Genomic DNA, 15609 nt, shown 5'->3' on the forward strand with positions numbered 1-15609 from the left:
TCGGCTTTCGTCCCAATATGTCAGATCGGGCCAGCCTGACCGGGTTGGCCCGCAGTTTTTCCGTCGACGCGATTCAGTAATCCCGCTCCAGGAAGATCCCGATCCCGCTTTCGCCATCGGAATCGACGCGCCCCTTCACCGTCACGCCCTTGCGCACATCAAGGTTCAGGTTGATCCGCGATGTGCCATCCTGGCCCAGGCTGAACTCGGTATACAGGTTCTTCGAGATATACTTGCCGGCCTTAACCGCGGCTGAGCCGCTGTCATCGGTCGAGACATCCAGATCGTCAAAGCCGAACCCCTTGCGCAGCTTGCCGACCACGCCCTCACCACCTTTGCCCGCCAGCACCGCCACCGCATTGGCAAGCTGCGCCGCCTGGAATGCCGAAATCGTGTCCAGCCCGCGCCCGAACAACAGATGTGACAGCACCTCTTCCTGCGGCAGATCGGGCACTGAACTGAAATTGACCTGCGGCGCGTCGGCGGGGCCGTCGATCACCACATAGCTTGTCACGCCATCATTCTCGGTCGAGGCCGAGACGGTGACATAGGGAATCAGGCTGCCCTGCAACACGATCTCTGCCGAAGCCAGCACCAGCCGCTTGCCGAGAATATCCAGCCGCCCACGGATCAAATCCAGCCCGCCCGAAGGGATGACGTTCGACAGGCTGCCGCCCAAGAACACCGTTCCGCCCAGTTCCGCATCCAACCCGCGCCCGCGCAGGAAGATGCGGTTGGGCGCCACGATGGTCAGATCCAGCCCCCAATCGGGCAGGCTCGATCCGGCCGAGGCGTCGCCGCCCTCGCCCTGGCCGACGCCCGCCCTTACCCGTGTCGCCCGTACATCGGCGCCGTCATTCACATGCCGCACGGCTTCCAGATCGGCCGCCGTGGCAAACCCGGTCGAGGGGATGCGCAGTTCCGTTTCGCCGATATTGACCCGGCCGGACAGCTGCGCCCGGCCCAGAAGCGGCCCTTCCAGCCGCAGCGTGCTGGTCAGGCGCGTCTCGAACAGTTCGGGGTCGCGCAGGCTCAGCCCATCGACACCGATGTCCAGCCCTGCCTGATATGGCGCAGTCAGGCCGATCGTGCCGCCCACCCGCAGCCGACCGCCGCGCCGCGCCTCGGCTGTGGCGGTGATCCGCGCCGTGCCGCCCGCCAGATCGGCCGAAGCGGCCACCCGATCCAGCGCCAGCCCACGTGCCGGAATGGCCACGCTGCCGCCCGACAGCGTCGCCCGGCCTGACAGGTTCGGCAGGGCCCAGCCGCCGCGCAGGGCAAGGTCATAGCCCAGCGCCCCGGCAAGGTTGACCGGCCCGGTGAACGCATTGGCGATCCCCGCCTGCGCCGTGCCCCTGACGGTCAGATCCGGCGCCTTGGCCGCGATGCGGCCCGCAATTGTCGCGTCGATCCCGGCCGGGCCGCTGACCCGCAGGTCGGACACCAGCACCTCGCCTTCCGGCCTCACCCGGCCCGACAGGCTGACCGGGCCTGGAAACTCTGGCGCGATCAGCGCCAGATTGACCAGCTTCCCGGTTACGTTCAGCGCGCCACCACCCGCGTCACTCACATCCGCGCTGACCTGCGGCGTCTTCAGCGTCAACCCCGCCAGCCGCGCCGCGCCATCGGCAATCGCCACCTCGGCGGCGAAGTCCGACGCCCCGGCGATCAGCCGGTCCACCTCGGCCTGCCCGACCCGCAAATTCTGGCCCGTGCCTTTTACCATGGCACGGCCATTCTCCGCTGTGCCGGTGAAACCGGCCTCAGCCGAGATCGAGCCGCCATAGGCCCCACCCAGATCCGACAGGTCGCCCCAGTTCAGCTTGCCGTCAAAACTCGTGCCCTCCGAGGTCACCTTGCCCTCGCCCGACAGCCGCAGGCTGGCCACGCTGAGGGCAAGCCCGCTCAGGCTCAGCCCGGTCTCGTCGCGCACCGCCTGCGCCAACAGGGTCGAGGGGCCGGTCAGCAACAGGTCCGCCTGCGCAATGCCGGTCACCAGCCGTTCGGCCTCGACCCCCAGGTCCAGATCGAAAGCCCCGCTCAGCAGCGCATAGCTGCCATCGGCCCGCACCACCGCCTTGCCGCCCAGGGGCCGCCCCGCCAGGGCCGAAAAGCGCGACAGGTCATCCGCCGTCAGCACCACCCGCCCGCTGGTGTTCAGCCCGCTTTGCAGGCCTTCCAACCGCAAACCGCCGGTCAGGCCATAGCCGTTTCCGGCCAGCACAAGATTCCGCAGGCTCAGCGCATCTTCGCCCTGCCGCCAATGCAGCACCACGCGCCCGGTCAGCATGCTGCCCAGGGCCGTCGCCAGTGCCGCATCGGCGGGGGCCAGCCCTTCGGCGACGAACTGGATCGTGCCGCCCAGGCTGTTCTGCCCGGCCACCCGCCCGATCCGCCCCGAGCCGCTCAGCTCTGCGCGCGAGGCTGCGAAATCGCTGCGGTCCAGCCCCTCGGCCACAAGATGCCCGGTCCAGCCATCGCCCTTGGTCGCATCATATTTGAGCGCCAGATTGGCGAGGTTCAGCCGCGTTGGCACGTCGCCGGACAAGGGCAGCAGCACCGCCGAGCCATCGGGGCTGGCGATGCGCGCGGTCAGATCGAAATCCGTCGGCAACCCATCCGCCGCGAGGCCCAGCGTGCCCGACAGGCTCAGGCTCGCCGCCGCCAGCTCCAGCCGGTCCAGCCGCAGGCCGCCCGCGGGCCAGATTCGGCCTGCCAGATCGAAACTCAGTCTGTCGCCCAGAAACTCGGCATAGGCCGGCAGGAACAGCGGCGCCGGATTGCCCTCCAGCTTGGCGGTGAAGCTGCGCGCGCCCTTCTCATCCGTGGCAACCGTGATCGGCCCGGCCAACCGTGCTGCGCCATCGGTTGCCAGCCGAAGATCGGCGGCGAAATCGCCCAGCGGCCCGGCGCCTTTCAGCGTGAACTCCACACTCGGAGTGCCCGGCAGCCGCATCAGCCGCGCCGCGATCCCGCCCGATCCTTCGCGCGCATCCAGGTTCAGGTCCAGCCGCCCCGTGGCATTGGAATAGTTTGCATCCAGCACGACCTGGCCTTCGGGTCCACCATCGATGCGGCGCAGGTCCAGCGCGGCCTTGCCCTCGCCCCCCGCCAGTGACATCGAGGCCTTCAGCACCGCCTCCACCGGCTCGCCCAGAACGGGCGCCGCCAGGACGATCCGTCCCGCCGAAATCTCACCGATCTCGACAGAGACCGGCAGGTCGGGCAGGGCAAAGGGCGTTACTTCCGGCGTGGTCTCGGCCGGCCCCGCATCGGGCATCCGGTCCAGCGTGATTGTTTCGGCGGTCAACTCGTTGATCACCACCTCGCCCGACAAGAGCGATGACCGGCTCCAGTCCAGCACCACGCCGTCCAGCGTGATCCAGACACCGGCATCGTCGGCGATCTGCAACCGCTCGATGGTCGCCCGCGAAGACAGCGCCCCCTCGAAGCCGGTGATGGTGATCTTGCGCCCCGCGCCCGACAGGTTGTTTTCCAGAAAGGCTGTCAGATAGCCCCGGTCATCCTCTTGTGCCCGTGCGTCGGGGGCAAGGCCCGCGACCAGACCCAGTCCAAGTGTTGCGGCGGCGGCGATCCTGCGCATCAGAAGCTCTGCCCCAGACCGATGTAAAGCTGTACGCCCTCGCCCGTCTCGCCCCCAACAGGGGCCGCCACGTCAAAACGGATCGGGCCGAAGCCGGTCTCATAGCGCAGACCCAGCCCTGCGCCGGAATGCCAGTTGCCGGCATCGCTGAAGAACCCGTCCACATCGATCCGCCCAATGTCGAAGAACCCGACCACGCCGATGGTTTTCGTCACCCGCGTCCGCACTTCGACCGAAGCCGCAAGCATATGCGTCCCGCCGATCAGAAATTCCGGCCCCAGGCCTCGCGTCACCGCTACGCCCAGCGACCGATAGGGTTGCCCCCGAACCGTCCCTCCGCCGCCCGAGAAGAACAGGTCGTCGCGCGGCGTCTCAAGCAATGCGCTGCCCAGAACCGCCCCGCCCTGGAAACGCGCCGCCAGCGTCACGCCCTTTTCCGCACCGAAACTGCGATAGGCGCGGGTGTCGAAGGTCAGCCTTGCCCCCGATCCGGTGGTGCCCAGACCCAGGAAAGGCTTGGCCGTGGCGTCGATATAGAAGCCCTTGGTCGGGTCGGTCGTGCTGTCGCGCCGGTCCCAGGTCGCACCCAGCGGCAGGGCAAAGTTGCGATAGCGGAAATCGCCGCCCGGATCGCTGCCCTCGGAATAGCTGTAGCTGATCCCCGCGCGCAGGGTCAGCGTGTCCGAGAAATAATTGATGAAGTTCAGGCCGAAACTGGCGGTATCGGCGGCATAGTCGATTTCGTCCTCATGGCCGATGTCGAAGGTCAGGCTGGCCGTTGTATCCGCCGAAAGCGTTGCCGGCCGGTCCAGGCTGACGCCGAAGGAATAATCCATCCCGCTGGTCGCCGCGCCGATATTGGTGACCGCGCCCTTCAGCGTCAGCCGCTCGGCCCCGCCGAAAAGGTTGCGGTGAATCCATGACCCGGTCAGCGACAGCCCGTCATCCGTCGCCACTTCGGCGCCCACCGAATAGCGGCGCGGTTTCTGCTCGGCCACGGTGATCTCGATCGGCAACAGGCCGCCATTCTGGATCACCTCGCCCTCGGCCAGGGTGACGCTGGAAAAGACACCCGTCCGCCGCAGCCGCGTGGCGGCGCGGTCCAGCTCGCTCTGGCTGAAGCGTTTGCCGGTCTTCAGCCCCGCGATCTTGATGATCCGCCGCACCTCCATCCGTTCGGCGCCCTGCACCGTGACGCCGCCGAATTTCAGTTCCGGCCCCGGCGCCATCACGATTTCGGCGGCAAGGGCTGCGCTGCGGTGATCCGCGACGATGTCATCTCGGGACACCGCCGCCTTGGCATGGCCGCGTTCACGCCAGCCCAGGATCGCCGCATCCGCCGCCTCTTCGATCACGCCGGCCCGCGCCGTCTCGCCGACCTTGAACCCGTCGGGCACCACCGTTCCCCGCGCCAGTGGCGCGATCTCGGCCTTTGAGAAGGTGAATTTCCGCCCCGGATCGATGCTGACCGCGATCACCCCGATCTGCTTCGGCGCGTTCAGCGGCGCGATCCCCGCCGCCTCGCGCCCGTCGATGGTGATGTGGATCACCGCATCGTAATGCCCCTCGGCGTAAAGCGCACCCAGAAGCCGCGCATAATCGGCCCGCGCAGCGGCAAACAGGTCTTGCGGATCGGTCAGTTTCTCATTGCGCTGGGCGATCAGCAGCGAGGATTGCCGCAGCACCTTGGCCAGATCGTCATCGCCGCCCGCAACCTGAAAATCGATGCGGTCCAGCGCGGCCAGCGGCGCGGCGGGCACCATCAGCGAAAGTGCCAGAACCGCCGCACCCAGATGCCGCCCCAGCCCGCCCGCGCTGTTCATTTGCCTGCCCGTCACCCTGCACCCCACCGCTCTTCGCCCCACTATGGCAAAGCCCCGGTAAAGGGCAACACGCGGCGATCAAAGAAGTTCCTCCGTCCTTGCGGTGGCGGCTTTCCGCCGTCATTCGCCTGTCACCTCTCGGTGTCCTTATGCCGCCGATCCCTCATGGAGATGCCAGATGTCGCTCGACGGATATGATCTCGAAGAAGCCTATGAAATCAACGGCCCCGACGAGGCCCGCCGCATGTACGGCGCCTGGGCCGAGACCTATGACGACAGTTTCGGCCGCGCCTGGGGCTATATCGCCCCGCGCGAGATCGCCGCGATCCTGAAATCCGAGATCGTGCCTTCTGCCGAAATCCTCGATATCGGCGCTGGCACCGGCCTCGTGGCCGAGCATCTGCGCGGCCTGGTGGTCGACGCCATCGACATCACCCCCGAAATGCTGGAGGTCTCGCGTGAAAAGGGCCTCTATCGCCATCTCATGCTGGGCGACCTGACCAAAGCGCTCGACATCCCCGAGGCCAGCTATGATGCCGTGGTTTCTTGCGGCACCTTCACCCATGGCCATGTCGGCCCGGAATGCCTGCCCGAACTCCTCCGCATCACCCGGCCCGGCGCGGTTTTCGCCTGCGGCACCATCGGGCCAGTGCTGGATGGCGCCGGCTTCGGCTCGGCCCTGGCCCGCCTGACCGCCGCCGGCAAGATCACCCCGATCGCCTGGCGCGACATTCCGATCTACGAAGGCGCCAACCACGCGCATAAGGACGACCGCGGCCTGGTCATGGTGTTCCGGCGGGTGTGACGGTTGCCATCGCCCGAAGGGCGGCTCTAGATGGGCGCGCGGCCTTGGACAAGGCGGCGCGCTTCTTCTTTGGAACGACCATGATCGACATTTCCACCTTCTTCAGCCTTGCCACCCTTGATCTTGGCCCACTGACCTCCAAGCCCACCAGCATCGAGGGCGACCAGCGCGAAGCGGCCCTGACGCTTTGCAGCCATGACGGCGGTCGCGTCGAGATCGGCATCTGGGAATGCACTCCCGGGCGGTTTACGGCCGACCGCACGGCCACGGCCGAATTCTGCCACTTCATCTCGGGCCAGGTCGAGATGACCCATGCCGATGGGCGGAAACAGACCCTTGGCCCCGGCGATGCCATCAACCTGCCGCTGGGCTGGAAGGGCGAATGGCGGGTGATCGAACATGTCCGCAAGCTCTATGTGATCACCGCCGCCTGAGTTCGGCTTCCGGCGCCCGCTTTGGGCTTGCAGACTCACCCCCCGATGCGTATATCCGCCCTCAACAGCGGTTTCGGGGTCCACACCCGAAGCTACCGAAAGTCACGGGCGGGCCGCTGGGTCCGCTTTTTTGTTTTGGAACCTGCATGAACGAGCTGATCGCAAAGACCGCCATCGATCGCCGCCTGGCCGAGATCGTCGGCCCGGTGATCGAGGGCCTGGGCTTCGAACTGATCCGCCTGCGCCTGATGGGCGGCCATGGCAAGGTGCAGAAGACCCTGCAGATCATGGCCGACAAGCCCGAAGGCGGCATCGGCGTGGAGGATTGCGGCGAGATTTCCACCGCCGTTTCGGCAGTTCTGGACGTCGAGGACCCGATCGAGGACATGTATACGCTCGAGGTCTCCAGCCCCGGCATCGACCGCCCGCTGACCCGGCTCAAGGATTTCGAGACCTGGAAGGGCTGGGAAGCCCGCATCGAGACCACCGAACTGATCGACGGCCGCCGCCGCTTCAAGGGCGGGCTGATGGGCATCGAGGGCGACGAGGTGCTGATCGAGATCGAAGAGGGCGGTCAGGATGTGACCATTGGCCTGCGCTTCGACTGGCTGTCGGATGCCAAGCTGATCCTGACCGACGAACTGATCGCCGAGATGCTGCGCCAGAAGAAGGTGGCGTTGCCGGAAGAGGGCGGCTTCGACGAGACACATGAAATTGCCGAGGGCGACGAGGACAGCGACGCCCCCGAGACGAAACACTAGATAGAAACACTGGGCGGGAGATAGACCCATGGCAATCACTTCGGCCAACCAGCTGGAGCTTCTGCAAACCGCCGAGGCGGTGGCGCGGGAAAAGATGATCGACCCGGATCTGGTGATCCAGGCGATGGAAGACAGCCTCGCCCGCGCCGCCAAATCGCGCTACGGCGCCGAGATGGACATCCGGGTGAAGATCGACCGCAAGACCGGCCGCGCCAGCTTTGCCCGCATCCGTACCGTGGTCGAGGATGATCTGGTCGAAAACCATCACGCCCAGCTGACCGTCAAGCAGGCCAAGAACTATCTTGCCGACCCGCAGATCGGTGACGAGATCGTCGACGAGGTTCCGCCCGTCGATCTGGGCCGCATCGCCGCCCAATCGGCCAAGCAGGTCATCCTGCAAAAGGTCCGCGAGGCCGAGCGTGACCGCCAGTATGACGAATTCAAGGACCGCAAGGGTTCGATCATCAACGGCGTCGTCAAGCGCGAGGAATATGGCAACGTCATCGTCGATATCGGCCGGGGCGAAGGCATCCTGCGCCGCAACGAGAAGATCGGCCGCGAGGCCTATCGCATCGGCGACCGCGTGCGCTGCTTCATCAAGGATGTGCGCCGCGAAGTGCGCGGGCCGCAGGTCTTCCTGTCGCGCACCGACCCGATGTTCATGGCCGAGCTGTTCAAGATGGAAGTGCCGGAAATCTACGACGGCATCATCGAGATCAAGGCCGTGGCCCGCGACCCCGGCTCGCGCGCCAAGATCGCCGTCATTTCCTATGACAACTCGATCGACCCGGTCGGCGCCTGCGTCGGCATGCGCGGCTCGCGCGTGCAGGCCGTGGTGAACGAGCTGCAGGGCGAGAAGATCGACATCATCCCGTGGAACCAGGACCAGGCGACCTTCCTTGTGAACGCGCTGCAACCGGCTCAGGTCTCGAAGGTCGTGGTCGATGAAGACGCTGGCAAGATCGAGGTCGTGGTCCCGGATGAACAGCTGTCTCTGGCCATCGGCCGTCGCGGCCAGAACGTCCGCCTTGCCTCCCAGCTGACCGGTCTCGACATCGACATCCTGACCGAAGCCGAGGAATCGCAGCGCCGCCAGGCCGAGTTCGCCGAACGCACCAAGCTGTTCATGGACACGCTGGACGTGGACGAGATGATGGCGCAGCTTCTGGTTTCGGAAGGCTTCACCAATCTCGAGGAAGTGGCCTATGTCGATCTCGACGAGCTGCTCTCGATCGACGGCTTCGACGAAGGCACCGCAGACGAGTTGCAGGCCCGGGCCCGCGACTTCCTGGAAGAGCAGGCCAAGAAGGCGCTTGAAGCGGCCCGCGCCATGGGTGTCGAGGAAAGCCTCATTGAATTTGAAGGGCTCACCCCCCAGATGCTTGAGGCGCTGGGCAAGGAAGGCATCAAGACGCTCGAGGACTTCGCCACCTGCGCCGATTGGGAACTGGCCGGCGGCTGGACGACCGAGAACGGTCAGCGCAAGAAGGATGAAGGCATTCTCGAACCCTTCGACATGAGCCTGGAAGAGGCGCAGTCTCTTGTGATGACCGCGCGGGTCATGCTGGGCTGGGTCGACCCGACCGAGATGGCCGCCGCCCAAGAACAGGGCGACGAGGCCGAAGCCGACGAGGAGACCGAGGCCTGATCTCAGGCCTCGGGAACGCGCCATGACGCGCGGCGGCCGGGAAAAATTGCGGGACGAGCCAGAGCGCAAATGCATTGCCTCTGGTGAGGTCAGCCCCAAGGCGGGGCTGATCCGTTTCGTCATTGGGCCAGAGGCGATGGTGGTGCCCGATGTGGCGGCCAAGCTGCCGGGGCGCGGCCTCTATGTCGCGGCCGACCGGGCGTTGATCGCCCGCGCGGTGGCCAAGGGCCTGTTCGCCCGGGCCGCACGCCAGCCGGTCAAGGCCCCGCCGGACCTTGCCGAGATGGTCGAGGCGCTGGTGGCGCGACGGGTGCTGGATCTTCTGTCCATGGCCCGCAAGGCCGGCGATGCGGTCACCGGCTATGAGAAGGTGAAGGAATGGCTTGAGAAGGGCCAGGCAAGGGTCCTGATTCAGGCCGCAGACGGTTCGGAGCGCGGCAAGACCAAGCTTCGCGCCCCGGAAGGCGAAAACACCCTGATTTCCTGCCTCACGGCGGGGGAAATCGGTTTGGCATTCGGCCGGGAACGTGCCATACACGCCGCGCTTGCGGCTGGTGGACTCACGACCCGTGTTGTAGAGGAAGCGGCAAGGCTGGCCGGGCTGCGCGCAAGCGCAAGCGAAACCGGGCAGCGGGACGGCGGAAATCCCGCCGGGAAGGATACGAAGGACGCATGAGCGATACTGACGGCAAGAAACCCCTCGGGCTGGGTGGCACCCCCCGTTCCGGCCAGGTGAAGCAAAGCTTCTCGCATGGCCGCACCCATGCGGTGGTCGTCGAGACCAAGCGCAAGCGGGTTGTCGTGCCGACACCCGCCAAGCCTGGCCCCAGCGGCGCTGCGGGCGGCGGGTCCACGCCCGGTGCCTTCAGCGATCCGGCCAAGCGGCCGGCCGGCATTTCCGAAGCCGAGATGCAGCGCCGTCTCGATGCGCTGCGTCTTGCCAAGGCGCGCGAGCAGGAAGATGCCGCCCGCCGCGCCGCCGAGGAAAAGGAACGCGAGGAAGAGCGCCAGCGCCGCCGCGAGGAGATCGAGGCGAAAGAGCGCGAGGATCGCCAGCGCGAAGCCGCGCTGCGCGCCAAGGCCGAGGAAGAGGAACGCGCCAAGCGCGAAGCCGCTGCCGAGGCAGAGGCCCGCGCGGCGCAACGCAAGGCCGATGTGCTGGGCACCCAGCGCCGCCAGCCGGCCGCTCCGCAGGCCGCTTCGGCCAATGGCCCGGCCCCGGCCGAAGCCACGCCCACCGACCGCTCCACCGGCCAGGCACGTCCGCGCCCGACCGGCGATGACGGGAATAGGCCCAGCTCGACCCCGCGCAAGACCGACCGCGAGCGCGAGAGCCGCGATACCGATCGTGGCGCCAAGCGCGGCGATGAAGGCCGCCGGGCGGGCAAGCTGACGCTGGCCGATGCGACGGGCGACGAAAGCGGCCGCCAGCGCAGCCTTGCCGCGATCAAGCGCAAGCAGGAAAAGGCACGGGCTAAGGCCCTTGGTCTGGGCCACAAGGCCGAAAAGCAGGTGCGCGACGTGCAGCTGCCGGAAACCATCGTTGTCAGCGAACTTGCCAACCGGATGGCCGAACGCGCCGCCGATCTGGTCAAGAGCCTGATGAAGATGGGCATGATGGTCACCATGAATCAGGCCATCGACGCCGACACGGCGGAACTGGTGATCGAGGAATTCGGCCACCGCGCCGTCCGCGTCACCGATGCCGATGTGGAACAGGCGATCGACACCGTTGTCGACAAGGCCGAGAACCTGGTGACCCGCCCGCCGATCGTCACGATCATGGGCCATGTCGACCATGGCAAGACCTCGCTTCTCGACGCGCTGCGCAAGACCAGCGTCGTCTCCGGCGAAGCCGGCGGCATCACCCAGCATATCGGCGCCTATCAGGTGACGGCGCCGAATGGCCAGCTGATCACCTTCCTCGACACGCCCGGCCACGCGGCCTTCACCTCGATGCGGGCCCGCGGCGCGAATGTCACGGATATCGTGGTTCTGGTCGTGGCGGCGGATGACGCCGTGATGCCGCAGACGGTCGAAGCGATCAACCACGCCAAGGCCGCCAAGGTGCCGATGATCGTGGCGATCAACAAGATCGACAAATATGAGGCCGATCCGCAGAAGGTTCGGACCGACCTCCTCCAGCACGAAGTCATCGTCGAGGCGATGTCGGGCGATGTGCAGGATGTCGAGGTTTCGGCCAAGACCGGCAAGGGCCTGGATTCGCTGCTCGAGGCGATCAGCCTTCAGGCGGAACTGCTGGACCTCAAGGCCAACCCGAATCGCGCCGCGCGCGGCGCGGTGATCGAGGCCAAGCTCGATGTCGGCCGCGGCCCGGTCGCGACCGTCCTGGTGCAGAACGGCACGCTGAGGAAGGGCGACATCTTCGTCGTGGGCGAGAAGTGGGGCAAGGTCCGCGCCCTGGTCAACGATCAGGGCAAGACCATCACCGAGGCGGCGCCGTCGGTGCCGGTCGAGGTGCTGGGTCTGGACGGCACGCCCTCCGCCGGCGACACGCTCGACGTGGTCGCCTCCGAAGCCCAGGCTCGCGAGATCGCCGATTACCGCGAAAAGGCGGCCAAGGACAAACGCGCCGCCGCCGGTGCCGCGACCACGCTGGAACAGCTCATGGCCAAGGCCAAGGCCGACAAGGATGTGGCCGAGCTGGCGGTGATCGTGAAGGCCGACGTGCAGGGCTCTGCCGAAGCCATCGTTCAGGCGCTGGAAAAGGTGGGCAATGACGAGGTCCGTGTCCGCGTCCTGCACTATGGTGTCGGCGCGATCACCGACAGCGACATCACCCTGGCCGAAGCCTCGAACGTGCCGGTCATCGGCTTTAACGTCCGGGCCAATGCCACGGCGCGCTCTGCCGCCTCGCAGAAGGGTGTCGAGATCCGCTACTACTCGATCATTTACGACCTGATCGACGACATCAAGAAAGCGGCCTCGGGCCTTCTCAAGGCCGAAGTGCGCGAGCATTTCATCGGCTATGCCCAGATCAAGGAAGTCTTCCGCATCACCGGAGTTGGCAATGTGGCGGGTTGCATCGTCACCGAAGGCGTCGCCCGGCGCTCGGCGGGCGTGCGGCTTCTGCGCGACAACGTGGTCATCCACGAAGGCACGCTCAAGACGCTCAAGCGCTTCAAGGACGAGGTCAAGGAAGTGCAGTCCGGTCAGGAATGCGGCATGGCCTTCGAACGCTATGACGATGTCCGCGCCGGCGATGTGATCGAAATCTTCGAGCGCGAGGAGGTCCAGCGCACGCTGGCCTGATCGCGTCTCGATCCTGAAAATGAAAGGGCCGGGCATTGCCCGGCCTTTGCTTTGGCACGAGTCTTTGTCTGGCCAAAGTCGCGCCGATCAGGCGGCGCGCACCGTATTCACCGGAAAGCCCGTGAAGACCTTGTCCCCGACTTTGATCATCACCCGGCCATCTGCGGTATTGCCAACAAGCAAACCCTGAACCGAAACATGTTCGCCAATAGCGATGGTGCGCAGCATCGTTTTCCCCCCCCAAGGATTGTGCGTCGGACGAAGATAGCTAATCCGACTGTTTCCACAAAGCGGAAAAACTGCGCAATTCGTGGCAGAACTGCCACATTCACAGCCAATCGCGCAGGATCGGGATCAAAGGCAGGTCCGCGGGCGGCATCGGATAGTCGCGCAGCCTTGACGGGGCCACCCAGGCCAGGGTCTGACCCTCGCGTGCTTCGGCGATGCCGTCCCAGCGACGGCAGACAAAAAGCGGCATCAGCAGGTGGAAATCGTCATAGGTATGGCTCGCAAAGGTCAGCGGCGCCAGGCATGAGGCCCAGGTGTCGATGCCGATCTCTTCCTTCAGCTCGCGGATCAGACAGGCCTCGGGCGTCTCGCCCGGCTCGACCTTGCCGCCCGGAAATTCCCACAGCCCCGCCAGCGACTTCCCGGGCGGGCGCTGGGCCAGCAAAACGCGGCCATCGGCATCGACCAGGGCGACGGCGGAGACGAGCAGGGTTTTCATGGCGGGCCTTCGCGCTGGCCGGGACCCCGGGGGTTTATCCCCCCGGACCCCCGTGGAGTATTTGGACCAAAATGCAGATCACGAGCGGTAATCGGCGTTGATCTCGATGTAGCGGTTGGTCAGGTCGCAGGTCCAGACCCTGCGCTTGGCGCGGCCAAGGCCCAGATCGACGGCGATCACCAGCTCCGCCTGTTTCATATAGGCGGCCCCGGCCTCTTCGCGGTAGCTCGGCGCCTTCCAGCCCTTCTCGGCCACGAGGATATCGCCAAAGCGGATCGACAGCCGGTCGCGGTCGGCGGCGGCGCCTGACTTGCCCACCGCCATGACGATGCGGCCCCAATTCGGATCCTCGCCCGCCACCGCCGTCTTCACCAGCGGCGAATTGGCGATCGCGAAGGCCACTTTCGCGGCATCTTCGTCACTCGCGGCGCCGCTGACGCGCACTTCGACCAGCTTGGTCGCGCCCTCGCCATCGCGCACCACCTGAAGCGCCAGATCCTGCATCACCCCGGCCAGCGCCGTCTCGAAGGCCTTGGCGACCGTTCCTTTCAGCGCGGCGGCTTCGGACTGGCCCGTCGCCGCCACCAAGAGCGTGTCCGAAGTCGAGGTGTCGCTGTCGACCGTGATCGAGTTGAACGTGCTGCCGACATTGCGGTCGACCATCTTCTGCAAGGCCGCCGGGGTCACCTTGGCATCGGTGAAGATATAGACCAGCATCGTCGCCATATCCGGCGCGATCATGCCCGAGCCCTTGGCGATGCCCGCGATATGGATCGTGCCGCCTTCGCCCTGCACGGTCGCCGCGGCGCCTTTCGGGAAGGTGTCCGTGGTCATGATCGCCTCGGCGGCCATCTGGATGCCCGCTTCCGACAGTTCTGCCGCCAGCGCCGGAACGACGGCGGTGATCTTCTCATGCGGCAACGGTTCGCCGATCACCCCGGTCGAGGACGAGAAGACCCGCCCGGCCGGCATGTCCAGCGCCTTCGCGACAGCCCCGGTCACCGCCGCCACCGCGGTATCGCCGACCTTGCCGGTGAAGGCATTGGAATTGCCCGAATTCACCACGATCGCCGCGCCGGCGCCCGCCGGAACCGGGGCGGCCAGCTTGTCCTGGCAATCGCGCACGCAGCCCGAGCGGGTGGTGGATTTGGTGAAAGCCCCCGCGATCGCCGTGCCCGGCGCCAGCCGCACCAGCATCACGTCGCGGCGGTTCTGGTATTTCACCCCCGCGCCGATGGCCGCGAACTCGGCCCCCTTGATCAGCGGCAGCGCCGGGAAACTGGCGGGCGCCAGCGGCGAGACGGGTTTCGCCGCCTTCTTCGCCGCCGCCACGTCGCTCGCCATCTCGGCGACCTTTTCCTGCACCGCCTCGGCCATCGGGGCCACGGTCTCGCTTACCGTGTCCTTCAGCGCCTTGAGCTTCTTCTTCAGCGCTTTCGCTTCGGCTTTCCAGTCGGTCTTGGCCATCTGCCGCTCTCCCCTAAATGCCTGCGCCTCAGTCGATCAGCTTGGCGTCCTTAAGCACGGCCGGATCGATCCCCTCGCCGGGCTTCTCGATCTTGGCCGCTTCCGTCAGGGTCTTCAGATGATCCTCGATCGCCTTGGACTCGATCTCCTGGGCCAGTTCCTCGCGCAGATCGTCCAGCGAGGGCTTGGCGGCATTGCGGGTTTCCGAAACCAGGATCAGGTGCCAGCCGAAATCCGATTGCACCGGATCGGTCACCTTGCCGATCGTCGCCGCGACCACCGCATCCTCGAAGGGCTTGACCATCACGCCCTTGCCGAACCAGCCCAGATCGCCGCCCTGCGCGCCCGATCCGGTGTCGATCGAATTGGCCTTGGCCAGCTCGGCAAAGATCGCCCCGCCGTCCAGCTCCGCCTTCAGTTTCTTCGCCTCTTCCTCGGTCTTCACCAGTATATGCGCCGCATGATATTCCTTCTGCGGCTCGGCATCCTTGAAGCGGTCGTCATAGGCCTTTTGCAGCGCCTCATCCGTCACCGCCGACTTGGCCACGCCCGCAATCACCACGCCCGACAGATAGCCGCGCTTGTCATTGGCCATATTGGCCTCGTCGCGCTTGCTCAGCGCCGCCACCGATTGCGCCAGCACTTCCTGCTGCACAAGCTGGTCCAGGATGCCTTTGAACAGCACGTCATCGGGCAGGGTGGAATATTGCTGCGGCAGGTTTTCCTTCAGCGCGATCATCTGGCCCAGCGTGATCTCGGTGCCATTCACCGTTGCCACCACCGTCTCCGCCGTCTCGCCCTCGGCAAAGGCCGGGGCCGCGATCAGGGCCGACAGCGCCAGTGCCGCCGAAAGCCGCAGATGTTTCAGCATTTCACACCCTCCTGAGCGGGCGGGCCAAAGGCTGCCTCACACCCGCGCCACGTTGACTATGCCCGCCCTACCCCTTACATCGCGACAGTCGCGTGATCCGGGGCCTGCCGGTCCTCATGGCCCTTCTATGGAAGGCGATGCAACCCGGCAAGCCCGAGGTCCCACACGAATTCGTATTCGGCCGCCTTACGGAGAA

11 protein-coding genes and 2 pseudogenes are annotated in these 15609 nt (G+C 66.2%); 7 read left to right on the forward strand and 6 right to left on the reverse strand.

The annotated features are described in order from the left end of the window. Positions 1–73 precede the first annotated feature (73 nt). Positions 74–3604: a translocation/assembly module TamB domain-containing protein gene (locus ACED67_RS15410; RefSeq protein ID WP_395542600.1), complete on the reverse strand. Its 3531-nt coding sequence runs from the start codon at positions 3602–3604 to the stop codon at positions 74–76. Next, a complete protein-coding gene (locus tag ACED67_RS15415; protein WP_395542601.1) occupies positions 3604–5427 on the reverse strand; it encodes an autotransporter assembly complex protein TamA in 1824 nt (607 codons plus the stop codon). Before ACED67_RS15415 ends, ACED67_RS15410 begins: the two co-directional genes overlap by 1 nt. 178 nt (positions 5428–5605) lie before the next feature. Between ACED67_RS15415 and ACED67_RS15420 the strand changes: the two genes are divergently transcribed. The 7 genes and pseudogenes from ACED67_RS15420 to infB all read left to right on the forward strand — a co-directional run. After that, a complete protein-coding gene (locus ACED67_RS15420) occupies positions 5606–6232 on the forward strand; it encodes a class I SAM-dependent DNA methyltransferase (protein WP_395542602.1) in 627 nt (208 codons plus the stop codon). Between the two features lie 80 nt (positions 6233–6312). Then, positions 6313–6666: a cupin domain-containing protein gene (locus ACED67_RS15425; protein WP_395542603.1), complete on the forward strand. Its 354-nt coding sequence runs from the start codon at positions 6313–6315 to the stop codon at positions 6664–6666. Positions 6667–6812: 146 nt separating this feature from the next. Then, the gene (gene rimP / locus ACED67_RS15430; RefSeq protein WP_395542604.1) at positions 6813–7427 is read left to right on the forward strand and encodes a ribosome maturation factor RimP; all 615 of its coding nucleotides are present in this window, start codon (positions 6813–6815) and stop codon (positions 7425–7427) included. Between the two features lie 28 nt (positions 7428–7455). Next, positions 7456–9075, forward strand: coding sequence for a transcription termination factor NusA (nusA, locus tag ACED67_RS15435; protein WP_395542605.1), 1620 nt, complete (start codon positions 7456–7458; stop codon positions 9073–9075). A gap of 22 nt (positions 9076–9097) precedes the next feature. After that, complete coding sequence (locus ACED67_RS15440; protein WP_395542606.1) at positions 9098–9751, forward strand: RNA-binding protein; 654 nt, start codon at positions 9098–9100, stop codon at positions 9749–9751. Continuing rightward, positions 9748–10305, forward strand: a pseudogene (locus tag ACED67_RS15445) (translation initiation factor IF-2 associated domain-containing protein); the annotation flags it as partial. The gene ACED67_RS15440 and the pseudogene ACED67_RS15445, both read left to right, overlap by 4 nt. An 84-nt stretch (positions 10306–10389) precedes the next feature. Next, positions 10390–12348: pseudogene (gene infB, locus ACED67_RS15450) on the forward strand (translation initiation factor IF-2); the annotation flags it as partial. Between the two features lie 87 nt (positions 12349–12435). On the opposite strand, the gene ACED67_RS15455 reads toward infB, so the two are convergent. From ACED67_RS15455 to ACED67_RS15470, 4 genes are all read right to left on the reverse strand, one after another. Next, positions 12436–12576 carry a hypothetical protein gene (locus ACED67_RS15455; protein ID WP_395542607.1) on the reverse strand — a complete coding sequence of 47 codons (141 nt, stop codon included), beginning with the start codon at positions 12574–12576 and terminating at the stop codon, positions 12436–12438. A gap of 100 nt (positions 12577–12676) precedes the next feature. Then, the gene (locus ACED67_RS15460) at positions 12677–13075 is read right to left on the reverse strand and encodes a (deoxy)nucleoside triphosphate pyrophosphohydrolase (protein ID WP_395542608.1); all 399 of its coding nucleotides are present in this window, start codon (positions 13073–13075) and stop codon (positions 12677–12679) included. A 78-nt stretch (positions 13076–13153) separates the two neighbouring features. Further along, entirely contained in the window at positions 13154–14542 is a 1389-nt protein-coding gene (gene argJ, locus ACED67_RS15465; protein ID WP_395542609.1) for a bifunctional glutamate N-acetyltransferase/amino-acid acetyltransferase ArgJ, read from the reverse strand. Between the two features lie 28 nt (positions 14543–14570). Continuing rightward, on the reverse strand, positions 14571–15413 hold the full coding sequence (locus ACED67_RS15470) for a peptidylprolyl isomerase (protein WP_395542610.1): 843 nt from the start codon (positions 15411–15413) through the stop codon (positions 14571–14573). Positions 15414–15609 lie beyond the last annotated feature (196 nt).

The sequence above is a fragment of the Neotabrizicola paludis genome (assembly GCF_044142105.1).
GTDB lineage: Bacteria > Pseudomonadota > Alphaproteobacteria > Rhodobacterales > Rhodobacteraceae > Pseudogemmobacter.